This window comes from Paracoccus sp. 228, from assembly GCF_000967825.1.
In the GTDB taxonomy this organism is placed as follows: domain Bacteria; phylum Pseudomonadota; class Alphaproteobacteria; order Rhodobacterales; family Rhodobacteraceae; genus Paracoccus; species Paracoccus marcusii.
In genome coordinates this window covers 1-11045 of record NZ_JYGY01000012.1, presented here as the reverse complement: position 1 = coordinate 11045, position 11045 = coordinate 1, and the positions used below count along the sequence as shown (strand labels likewise).

Annotated in this window: 12 protein-coding genes and 2 pseudogenes; 10 read left to right on the top strand and 4 right to left on the bottom strand. The window is 59.1% G+C overall.

Going from position 1 to position 11045, the window contains the following annotated elements; all coding sequences use genetic code 11:
• Both SY26_RS21995 and SY26_RS22100 read left to right on the top strand, forming a co-directional pair.
• Window positions 1-165: pseudogene (locus tag SY26_RS21995) on the top strand (recombinase family protein); the annotation flags it as partial.
• A 4-nt stretch (window positions 166-169) separates the two neighbouring features.
• Complete coding sequence (locus SY26_RS22100) at window positions 170-292, top strand: hypothetical protein (RefSeq protein WP_255352910.1); 123 nt, start codon at window positions 170-172, stop codon at window positions 290-292.
• A 389-nt stretch (window positions 293-681) separates the two neighbouring features.
• Here the strand turns inward: SY26_RS22100 and SY26_RS19385 are convergent, their stop codons facing one another.
• From SY26_RS19385 to SY26_RS19375, 3 genes are all read right to left on the bottom strand, one after another.
• Window positions 682-984 (bottom strand): hypothetical protein, encoded by a 303-nt coding sequence (locus SY26_RS19385; RefSeq protein WP_139599420.1) that lies wholly within the window; start codon window positions 982-984, stop codon window positions 682-684.
• Window positions 985-1054: 70 nt separating this feature from the next.
• Window positions 1055-1681, bottom strand: a complete 627-nt coding sequence (locus SY26_RS19380; protein WP_046001927.1) for a ParA family protein — start codon at window positions 1679-1681, stop codon at window positions 1055-1057.
• Between the two features lie 58 nt (window positions 1682-1739).
• On the bottom strand, window positions 1740-2579 hold the full coding sequence (locus tag SY26_RS19375; RefSeq protein WP_052715407.1) for a replication initiation protein: 840 nt from the start codon (window positions 2577-2579) through the stop codon (window positions 1740-1742).
• Window positions 2580-3145: 566 nt separating this feature from the next.
• Between SY26_RS19375 and SY26_RS21990 the strand changes: the two are divergent.
• From SY26_RS21990 to SY26_RS22265, 3 genes and pseudogenes are all read left to right on the top strand, one after another.
• Window positions 3146-3845, top strand: a pseudogene (locus SY26_RS21990) (IS3 family transposase); the annotation flags it as partial.
• A gap of 49 nt (window positions 3846-3894) precedes the next feature.
• Entirely contained in the window at window positions 3895-4872 is a 978-nt protein-coding gene (locus SY26_RS20840; RefSeq protein WP_084693975.1) for a glycosyltransferase family 2 protein, read from the top strand.
• 230 nt (window positions 4873-5102) lie between these two features.
• On the top strand, window positions 5103-5366 hold the full coding sequence (locus tag SY26_RS22265; RefSeq protein WP_084693974.1) for a replication initiator protein A: 264 nt from the start codon (window positions 5103-5105) through the stop codon (window positions 5364-5366).
• Window positions 5367-6002: 636 nt separating this feature from the next.
• On the opposite strand, the gene SY26_RS19360 is transcribed toward SY26_RS22265, so the two are convergent.
• Window positions 6003-7115 (bottom strand): glycosyltransferase family 2 protein, encoded by a 1113-nt coding sequence (locus tag SY26_RS19360; RefSeq protein WP_176695179.1) that lies wholly within the window; start codon window positions 7113-7115, stop codon window positions 6003-6005.
• Window positions 7116-7233: 118 nt separating this feature from the next.
• Between SY26_RS19360 and SY26_RS19355 the strand changes: the two genes are divergently transcribed.
• From SY26_RS19355 to SY26_RS19340, 5 genes are all read left to right on the top strand, one after another.
• Entirely contained in the window at window positions 7234-8019 is a 786-nt protein-coding gene (locus SY26_RS19355) for a family 16 glycosylhydrolase (protein ID WP_045983279.1), read from the top strand.
• Complete coding sequence (locus SY26_RS19350) at window positions 8019-9314, top strand: O-antigen ligase (protein ID WP_052715405.1); 1296 nt, start codon at window positions 8019-8021, stop codon at window positions 9312-9314. Before SY26_RS19355 ends, SY26_RS19350 begins: the two co-directional genes overlap by 1 nt.
• A gap of 380 nt (window positions 9315-9694) precedes the next feature.
• Complete coding sequence (locus tag SY26_RS21740) at window positions 9695-9925, top strand: hypothetical protein (RefSeq protein WP_198143240.1); 231 nt, start codon at window positions 9695-9697, stop codon at window positions 9923-9925.
• A gap of 16 nt (window positions 9926-9941) precedes the next feature.
• Window positions 9942-10406, top strand: coding sequence for an antitoxin MazE family protein (locus SY26_RS22260; RefSeq protein WP_369799462.1), 465 nt, complete (start codon window positions 9942-9944; stop codon window positions 10404-10406).
• The gene (locus SY26_RS19340) at window positions 10403-10729 is read left to right on the top strand and encodes a type II toxin-antitoxin system PemK/MazF family toxin (RefSeq protein ID WP_046001924.1); all 327 of its coding nucleotides are present in this window, start codon (window positions 10403-10405) and stop codon (window positions 10727-10729) included. The genes SY26_RS22260 and SY26_RS19340 overlap by 4 nt, the downstream gene beginning before the upstream one ends.
• The last annotated feature ends 316 nt before the right edge of the window (window positions 10730-11045 follow it).

Here is an 11045-nt window from a genome sequence, read left to right as displayed (position 1 = left end):
ATAAAGGGGGCTGATCCCCAGATCACCCTCCAGGCCATCTGCGATCGTCTGGAGGCGATGCGTGAGCGCACCCCCCGCGGGCGGACAACGTGGCAGCCCTCGTCGGTCAAGATGCTGCTGGCACAGGCTGAGAAGCTGGGGATGCTGTCTTTACGCGGAGTATGAGACCATGAACGACCTTGCCATGGACCATCTATCAGCCGACCTCCCTGCCCCGCAGATCGTCGAGCTGTTCTGGCTCGGCGAGCATCCCTTCAAGCCCACCCGATCCTATCTGCGCGGCCTGTTGTAGGTGGTGGCGACGAACATACTGCCAGAGCCGGAACGTGGCAGAAACGAGTTGAAAGCCTGGAACGCGCCCCGTCAGCGCCGGACCGCTGGATGATCCGCAACCGAATCTATGAAAGCGTGGCGAAACCAGTGCCGACCAGTGGGGTGGCTATGCCATCAGCGAAAAGGAGAAGGGCGCACGACCTGGCGGCGGAAAGCAGTCCCATCTTCTTCAGCAGTATCAGGTGGCCCACCCATTATTCGAAAACCTAGATCAGTTAGAGATTTCATTCCAGCCTGCTAAAGATACGATTTGAAAGTCCCTTGCGGACTCATCTGTACTGGCCTCGCAGCGCTCATAACGCCGCGAGGCTTTTTTGCTGTTCAAATGGGAATAAGCGATATTGTGCACTAGTCCCCGAACGCCCTGCCCGCTTCGTGACGTCTCCACAGCTCATGCAGTGCATGCTCGATCAGCTCGGAATTGTTCATGTCCAAGCGTGCGCGCAGGATCGCCACACGCTCAAGGATTGGGTCGCCCTTATCGAAGTAGGCACCAAGGTGTTTCTGCCCTGCCCTTTTGGCCACAGGCTTCTCTGCCACTGGTGCTTGTGCGCGCTTTGCAGCAGGTTTTGGTGCGGCCGGCGCGGCGGTGACTTCCAGCTCGGGCTCCTTTGACATCATCGCTGCCAGAAGCGGATTTGGTTTCTTCATTTCTGCATTCCTGCATTATTGCCCAACTGCACTTGTAAAATTGTGCACAATGGCACGTAAGCACCATTGCTCATTTGCTACCCTGCAGTTCTGCACGAACCCACGCCCACAGGTTGTCCACTTCTGTAGCAGCTTTGCCCTTCGGATCGACCTCTTGGACCGTCTGTCCGGACGCGCTGGCGTCCCGGTGAGCCTTGCGGCGGTGAAGCACGACGGGAGCTATCTTGGCACCCATGGCCTCGATGACCTCGCGTGTATAGACGACCTCGGCCGGGCCGGTTGGGTTAGCCATATTCACCACTGCGAACACAGGGCGCGAAAAGCCGCGGCACAGGCGAAGAGTCCTGGGCATTTGCTCAAGAGGTTCGACATCAGGGGTTGTAGGGATCAGCACCAAGTCGGCGACTTCAACGGCGGCCGGAGCCTCAGTTGAGCGGGCAGGGGGGGTGTCTATAATCACTAGATCGGCCACGCCCTTAGCCTGGGCCAACTTCTTCGGCAGTTCGTTCTCAGTTGAAAACACCACCACCGGCATGTCGCTTTCGCGCCGCTCCGCCCATTGGCTCACGCTCTGCTGCGAATCCATATCGATCATCAGGACCGATAGGCCGTCTCGAACCGCGGCCACTGCAAGCGAGCGGGCGATGGTGGACTTGCCCACGCCGCCCTTTTGCATTGCAATCGTGATCACTTGCATGTCTGCCCCTTTGCATTTGTGCACATTTTCAATCGTGCACTTTTGACTAACTGCACGATTATGGCTCCCACAGGGTCACCTCAGGAAGCTGGTCCACGAACAGGTTGGCCTGCTTGCCTTGCTGGGCCTCCCATTGAACCTTCTTTTCATCGACGGTTTTGAGCCACCAGGACAGCCGCAGCTTGGTTACCTTCCGGCCTTGGGTCTCGATCGTGTCAATGCGGCACGAGAAGGGGGCGAGGGCGTTTACCTCTGCCACGGCTGGTTCAATAGCTTTGCGGCGCAACGCCGCAAAAGGACCAAGCTTGCCATGAGGAACGCCGAGATAGTCCCGCAACTCGTCGGTCTCGAAGTCGTTGTAGAAGACATGCCTCAAGCCAATCCGCTTGGCGATGATCTCATAAAGCGCCATGCCGTACTTTGTGCCAAAACCGTGAAGGATTTGCATTTCCAGGCGGGCGAAAATCTGGCTGTCGCGCAGGATCGGCAATAGCTTTGGATGAAGCTCATAGGTAAGCATCGTGGCGATGCCTGGTCCGAACTTCTCGACATCGGTCGGGCCGAGGAGATGGACGTTGCGGGTTGATCCATCAGACATCCTCACGCGCACGACCGTCTGCATGAGGCTGAGGATTGCCTCTGTCACACGGTCGTTTGACGTGTGATTGCCGCGCAACTCGGAGAAAGGAATGCGATATTCCTGCCCCTCGGCTGCCATGTTTGGGCCAAAGGCATTGGACAGCAGCTGATTGTAGATCCTGCGCGCGGCTAGCGTGATCTTCTCACCCCCGCGAACCTCGATCAGTTCGGCAGGCTTAATGACCTCGCCGCGCCGCTGGAACGCCCCAAGCGTACCTGCGGCGCTATCATGACTTTTTGGGCGAGGTTCGTCCCGCATGCACTGTGACCTGTCCCTGTTTTCAAGTCACAATAGGCCTAAAAGTCGCCTGGTTGGAAGTCATTGCTAGAAATATCTAACGACAGCGTGAGCACCTCGCCCCAAAAGTCATGATAGAGCTATAGAGGACATGCGAGAGCAATGGCCTCGCCCAAAAAGTCACCTCACCTCGCCCTATAGGTCACCATGCCTCGCCCATAAAGTCTCAGTACCTCGCCCGATAAGTCACTTTCAGGCTGAATTCATTTTATTAAACAGATGCTTAGCCTCCCTAAAAAGGAAGAAATATAAGAAACTAAAATGCTTATCCCCAAATGCAAAAAGACCTCCCCTTGGTTATGAGCCGAGGGCCGGAGATGGAAATGCTGGTAAATAGGGCAGACGGCAACATACGGTCATCCAGCCAGCCGGTAATCCGACTTGTACGAATTCCACACATAAACCTTTTCTAGCGTCTCTACTGTTGAGTCTACCAAGCCATTTTTCGACGGTATAGTCATGATCACTATCTGAACGGACCCTCGTTTCGACAGGACACTTGGTCATAACTAAGGCGGCTCAGGCATATGCCTAAGCATGTGCTTATGTCTGAGATTAAGTCATAACCGATGGCGGTTGTTGACGCTGCCGGACCGCCGCCAAAAAGCTGCGGATCGTCGGGGTCGAGGGCCTATGTGGCCCCAGTGAAGCCACATAGGCCCTCGAGGACTAGAGAATCAGGCTAACACTTCCATCCTTGCGCGGCGCAATGGCCTTTGTCCTAACCTGCTGTATCATCAACTAAGGTTCGTACTCGAAGGAGGGAGTGTCGCTGTGACCGGGAACGATGACGTCACCAGCGACAAGGTCGTCCGGCAGTTCAAGGATCGCATCGCGAACCTAAACGGTATCTTGGCCGGAAGTGACTGGCGGCCGGGATCCTGTGCAGAGCCTTGGACAAGTCACACTCAAAAAACCGACCTTTCATGCGCCGCTGACAGGCGGTTCCTGATAAAGGTCGTGACAGAAACCTTTAGCGTAGCCCGCTCGAACCTAATCGATCAACTGAAGGGCAAGATAAAACTGTGTCGGCGCTACTGCAAGGCGTAAGATGCTAACCTGGTTCCGCAGATCACCACGCTGGTGACGGCCCGGCTGACTTATAGTTACCGTTGGATCACCACAATCCTGAACCGCCAGCTGTGGACAGAGGATCTGGCACCGGTCAATCACAAAGGGTTGTACCTAATAATGCAGGCCCATGGCCTGCTGCTAGTGAGCTGCTACCAGCATTGTGGGCTGGACATTTCGACATTGTCTTGCCACGTGGATATCTATGAAGAAAGCCGCTTCCTCCACCGTTTCGGTAATCATTACCGCTTATGAAGCTGCCAGCACTATCGCGGGCGCCGTCCGGACAGCCTTGGCCGAAACCGAGACAACCGAGGTGATCGTTGTCGACGACGCTTCAAAAGATAATACCGTAGAGGCAGCCGAGAGAGCAGGGCAGGGAGATGCCCGCCTGAAAGTAGTCCGTTGCGCCATTAACGGCGGACCCGCAGCTGCCCGCAACCGGGCCCTGGCCATTACAACGGGCGATTTTATAGCGATCCTAGACGCCGACGACTTTATTTTGCCTGGACGCTTTGCTCGACTACTGGCAATCTCCGACGCCGATATGATTGCTGACAATATTTTGTTCGTCGATGAAAACAGTTTTCCTGACGATCTGCCACTGGCGCCGCCGGTCAGCCCCCGGGTAATCAATATTGACCTTGTAGGCTTTGTACGGGCAAATCATTCAGTACGTGGTAAAAAGCGGCAAGAGTGGGGCTTTCTCAAACCAGTGATTCGGCGAGAATTTTTGGAGTCACAAAATTTTCGTTATGATGAGACAATGCGCTTGGGTGAGGATTATGATCTATACGTTCGAATGATGCAGAAACAGGCGCGATTTCGCGTTTCGACTGAGGTAGGATATGCCGCACGTTGGCGTTATAATTCCCTTAGTTCGCGCCATAGCACAGCTGACTTGCAAGCGCTATACGCTGCAGCCTTGGCACATCTTTCAGTGGGTGGGATGGACGACATTACCCGTACCGCTTTGAGGGTTCATGCCAAAGAATTAAAACGACGTTTCTTGTTGCGTGATTTCCTAGACCGACGAGCGGAGGCCGGTAGGTTAACGGCATTGCTTTCAGCTTGCCGCGATCCGCTGACCTTGGCGCCTATTGCGCGTGGGATATTAAACGATAAGCTTGCTGCATACAGGCCACCCCCTGTCTCTCGCATCGGTCGTTTGCTGATTGAGTAGGAAAGCCCTACACTACCCTCCTTGCAGATATATCCAATTCCCGCAGCAAAAATAAGCACTTGCTGGATATTGTTATGGGTGAAGTGTCGTTTCTCCGGAATTTATGGGTGAAATGTCGTTATGGGTGAAATGTCGTTAAGTCCTATAGAACTAATGAGCAGTCTGGTTCTTCCCAACCGACCCCCGCAGCGAGACGTTTCCGTCTTCGACATCACAACGCTGCGTCCAAGATGGACGTCGTATTTATGGAGCACCCGATCTTCTCAGTCTCTACCAAGCTCTCCGGCTACTACGAGCAAAACTACCTATTGATCGACATCAAGCCCGTCACCAACGGGAACGCGACTGTTCATGACTGCGACATCCTTATCGTTAGCATCAGCCAGTTGATCTTTGCCCTCAACGATAACTGCAATGTAAGCCAGCTGCTGGTCCATCTCAAAGCCTCGGACCTTTTACAACCCGCCAACCTAATAGCCTCCGACTGGAGTTAGAACCTGCTCAATGGCACAATAGGGCTGCTTAAATAAACTTTAAATAACATCACCATCGGCACTAAAATTGTCTTCAAGATCTTCGGCTTGGTAGAAAGCGCTTGTGCTTTAGACCCGCGACACCCAGATTTAAAAGATCGAGAGAGCTGTTGGAGTAGTTGTTTAACGCGATCATCTGCGATTAATTCCGACTGTGGCGACTCTTGGAACGTCGTCTCTACAAGCTAGTGCGCAAACATTTTTGCAACCAATACAAATGGCCCATCGGCCTAAGGCCTGCTGAAGAAGTGCGGCTTCTCATCAACTAACTTTGAGTTCAGGCGGCTAATGTCTTCCGCGAAGACACGGCGCATTCATACGTGCCCGACTATTCGCTGCGGTTTTCTGTGGACAAGACCAAGGTCAAGTTATGCAACCGGGGCACCACATTCACGGTCAGCGTCTTCAGGGCCTTTCTGGATCCCAATACGTACAAGTAGACTTGCGTCGCGGCGTCAGGCTGAGATGTGCTGTACCTGGAGGTCGAATGGCTCTACTGGCTTTCCGCCGAAGAGATTGGGCCAAAGCGCCCCTTAGTTAGCTTCAGCCGGACCTGGTACGAGAAACGCGGCAGTCCCTGACGAAGGCGCCCCGGCATCACCCCGCCGAACTGGCGTCCACCACCGCTTCTGACAGCCAGACCGCCCAGGACGGAGCCCCGAACGGCAGGCGGCCACCCTGCGCGGCCATGGCCGCGATCCGGGCAGCACAGGGGGCAGGGGGCTGGTCCCAGGCCTGGCCGGGCTGCGGTATCCGCGGCAGCGGGTTGGATAGGGCAGTTGCGTCCTGGGGCAGGTCCACCGCACGGCTGCGGCGGTCGCGCAGGCTTTCCGCCAGGCGCGACAGCATGGCCGGATCGAACAGCCGGGGCAGGGCGCCCCGCCAGCGACGGGCCTTGATGTCGGCGACCAGATGCTCATAGCGCAGGGCCCGGCGCAGCTGGCGGTCCACCGACGCGGCGGCCGCGCGCGTCTCGGGGTCGGGCATCGGGGGCAGGGCGCGATGCGCCTGCAGCATCGCCTCGACGGTCGCGACGGACAGCCGGTGCGAGATCGACCCCGCATGCCGCCGATAGGCATAAAGCGGGTCCGGCACCAGCAGGAAGCGTGCGCCCCCGATCAGCAGGCGCAGCACCAGATCGTGATCCTCTCCGATCCTCAGCCCGGCGTCATAGCGCAGCCCCGCCAGGGCGGTGCGTCGGATCACCGGCTTGAGATAGCCGTAACGGGGCAGGGACGCGCCGGGGTCGTTGCTGCGCAGATAGGGCGCCGCCTCCAGCATCATGGGCGCGGACAGGCCTAGGGACTGAAGCAGGGTCTGACCCTGCGGCATCGTCCCGAAATAGACCAGGTCATCCGCGACCAGATCGGCACCCGCCGCATCCGCGGCGGCGATCAGGCGCGCCAGCCGGTCGGGATGGATCAGGTCGTCGCTGTCCACGACAGCGATCCACGCACCGCGCGCGGCATCCAGAGCCCGGTTGCGCGTGGCCGCTGGCCCTGCGTTCCGCGGCGCGGCGATGACCTGAACCCGGTTATCGGTCGCGGCGATCCGGCGGACGATGGCTAGGCTGTCGTCGTCCGAGGCATCGTCGGATAGGATCAGCTCCAGCCGCCGTTCGGACTGGGCCAGGACCGAGGTCATCGCGCGGGCTAGATGCGCCGCACCCCGGAAATTGGCCATCACCACCGATACCACGGGAGGCGTCATGCGTTCCGTCCCGTTTGATTGCCCGACATGTGAACACCTTTCCCTTGACCCGTTTGGCTGCGGCTTCCATAAGCCGGGCGGGTCTGCACGGCAACCATGCGGCCAAGAGGCTTTGCACATGCGCCATTCATCCGCTCTCGCTCTCGCTCTTATCCTGGCGGCGCAGCCCCTGTCCGCCCAGCAGGCGGACCCGCATCCCGATGCGGACGGCTTCTTCGAGGATTTCACGAACGGGCTGGACAAGGACCGCTGGTACGTGTCGGACGGCTGGACCAACGGCGACTGGCAGGACTGCCACTGGTCGGGCCGGGCGGTCCAGGTGCGCGGCGGCCTGCTGACGCTGTTCCACATCCCGGCGCCGGGAAACAGCGACCGGCCCGCCCTGTGCGGAGAGATCCAGAGCAAGGCCTATCTGCAGCACGGCACCTACGAGGCGCGCATCCGCACCCCGCGCCAGTCGGGGCTGAACGCTTCTGTCTTCACCTATGCTGGGCCGGTCCACGACTCTCCCCATGACGAGATCGACATCGAGATCCTGACCCGCGATCCGGGCGTAATGACGATGAACACCTATGTCTCGGGCCAGCCCCACAACGGCGGCACCACGCCTTCCGATACGGCCTTCGACGAGGATTTCCGCACGGTCGGCTTCCGGTGGGCGCCCGAGGGGATCACCTGGTTCCTGGACGGCCGGGAGGTCCACCGCACGGAGCCCGACAGCATCCTGCCGACCCATCCGCAGAAGCTGTACATGTCCTTCTGGAGCACCGCGACCCTGACCGACTGGATGGGCCACCAGGAGCCGCAGGACGGCCCCCTGGCCTACGAGATCGATTGGGTGGCCTTCACCCCGCTGGATGCGTCCTGCCTGTTCGAGGGTTCGGTCACCTGCGAGGACCGCTGATGGCCGAGACCATGCCCGCCGTCTCGCCCATGACGGCCAGACGACCGGCACGCCAGCAGCGACGCCGGGTCCTGAGCTATTCCCCCAACGCCATCGCGGCATTCATCGCGATCTTCGGCCTGACCTTCATCACCCCCCTGGGGTCCAAGGGCGCGCTGCTGTTCTTGCTGGGGGGCATGGCCCTGGTAGCCACCCGGCCCGGCGAGGTGCTGGCCTCGCTGCGGCGAGAATGGCCCATCGTGCTGGTGGCGCTGTGGTGCGTGATGTCCTTTGCCTGGTCGGACTATACCTCGCTGACGCTGCGCTATGGCATCCAGCTGGTGCTGACGGTGACCATCGCGGTCGCCATCGGCTATCGGCTGGCCCCGATGACCTTCGTGAAGATCGTCTTTGCCACCAGCGCGATGGGGGGGCTGGCCAGCCTTCTGTTGGGACGGGCGCGGTCCGACGGGATGGGATATCTGGGCATCCATGCCAGCAAGAACGCCCTCGCGGATGCCAGCTCCGTACTAATCATCGCCTCCCTTGCGGTGCTGGTCGACCGGCGCCTTTCGATGCGCTGGCGCCTGCCTGCGCTGGCCGCCATGTTCCTGGGGGCGGTGCTTCTGGTGATGGGCCAGTCCAGCGGGGCGCTGGTCAGCACCATGGCCGTCATCCTGGTCTTCGGCGTCATCATCCTGCTGCAGCGCCTGACGCCCTACATGCGCCTGGTCACGATCGCCCTGGCGGTCGTGCTGGGCGCGGCGATCGCGATGCTGCTGTCCTCGCTCTCGGATGAACTGGCGCGGTTGTTCCTGGACGTGACCGGCAAGGACATTACGCTAACCGGCCGGACAGACCTGTGGGCGGTGGCATTCGGACAGATCGCCGAAAGGCCCCTGCTGGGGGTCGGGTTCCAGGCCTTCTGGGTCCCCGGCCAGCCGCTGGCCGAACAGCTCTGGGCGGATTTCGGCATTGCGGGCCGCAGCGGGTTCAACTTCCACAACACGCTCATCTCGAACGCGGTCGAGATCGGGATCCTGGCGACTGCCGCTCAAGCCCTGATCTTCATCGCTGCCGCGTGGGCCTGCCTGGGCTGGGCAATCCGCAGTCCGTCGGCTGCATCGGTCTTCTTCGCCCTGTTCATGGTGCGGCTGTTCATGCTGATGTGGATCGAGGTCGTGTATTTCTATCAGTTCAGCGCCGGGACCGCGATCATCATCGCCGCCATCTGCTATACCCACCGTTTCAGGGACCATATCGGCAAGCCGGTCCCGCGCCGGGCACGCCGTCCCATCCGCATCACCTTCCGCTGATCGAGCGTCAATCAACGGTCGTCTTCCGGACAAGACTGACGGGCCCGTCCCCCGGCATGGTTTCACAGCTGATTTCTGTTTGGAAACCCTGTCCGGAAATCAGTTGTCCGAATTATCCTCTTTGCTTACAATTCCGACATGCTGATCAGATATGCGCGCGTCTCGACCGAAGACTAGAAACTGGACGCCCTGAAATGGGCAAGCTGCGAGCGAATTTTTGAGGAGAAAGGATCCAGCTGTGCGGGGACCGGGAGTCCTGCCCTGAAGGCCGCGTTGGCCTTTCTGCGCCCCGAGGATCAGTTGATGGTGTAGAAGGTGGATAGGCTGGGCCGCAGCTTGCGCGAGATGCTGGCACCGCTCAGAAGCTATAGGAACGAGGGGTGCATCTGAGATCCCTGATCGCAGCCATCGACACCGAAACGCCCACTGGCCGGGTAATGTTCAATTTCCTAGGCACTGAGTATTTCCCGGACCTGAACCGTGAGCGCACGATCGAAGGGCTGAAGGCCGCGGGCGCCGGCCGCAAGGGCGGACGCAGGCGCAAGCTGACCGAGGCGGATCTTGCCGTGGCTTGCGCCTTGCTCCGGGACCGCGACATTCCCGTGGCCTAAATCGCCCGGCGCCTGGATGTCAGCAGGGCCACCTTCCATGCCTGTTTCCAGCAGGAAAGGACCCGCAGCCCAATTCAAGGGAAGTCCAAACCGTCTTTATCTGAGTAGCCTGCTGTCAAAGTCCTATTCACCTTTAAGGGCGAGATTTACGCGATCAAAGGCGTCAACTGAAACCCCGGCTAACACTAGAAAACAAGGAATCACCCCCGAACCCTTGCTCATAACAACCACATATGTTACATGTAACAAAATGGAGGACGTCATGCCTATACCCGTGTCTCAACGCGTTCAAAAGCGCCGGGATGCCCTGCGTGCTGCCGGACTGCGACCCGTGCAGATCTGGGTCCCCGATACCCGGCGACCCGGCTTTGCCGACGAATGTCGTCGACAGTCTGCCCTCGCTGCTGCCGCGGACTTGCACGATCCGGAACTTGACATGTTCCTAGAAGACGCTGCAGCCAGCACGGAAGGCTGGGAATGAGACGAGGAGATCTGGTGACGATCTCCCTGCAGGGTGATTACGGCAAACCACGCCCTGCGCTTGTTATCCAGTCCGACATGTTCTCCGAAGCTCGGTCGAAAACGGTCCTGCCCCTTACATCTACCCTAATCGATGCCCCGCTGATCCGTGTCCAGATTGAGCCGACCCCACAGAACCGCCTGCGCGCTGCTTCCCATGTTATGATTGACAAGGTGGCCACTCTGCCCGTGGACAAGCTGGGCCCGTCCTTCGGCACGGTCGATGACGCGACCATGGTGACCGTGAACCGGGCGTTGGCGCTGTTCCTGGGCCTAGCAGGTTAGCACCGCTGCGGATGCTGGCGGGCTAGTGTTTCAATGAAGCATGCTATGCGGTGCCCAAGGCAACGTTGCGGCCACTTCCTTCCGTTGGGGGAGCGGCGTGGGTCAGGCACATGATCCTATGGCCAGTGCCGGATAGATGCGGAAGGTAACGGTGAGGCCTAAAGGCCTTATCACTTGGACTACATCGGATACAACCGCCCGCTCAATGCGCTCCGCGGGAGAGCGCGACGGCGGGGATGGTCATGAAGATGATGCGCAGGTCCATCCACGGGTTCCACTTCATCACGTAGAAGCGGTCCATCTGCACGCGCTCCAT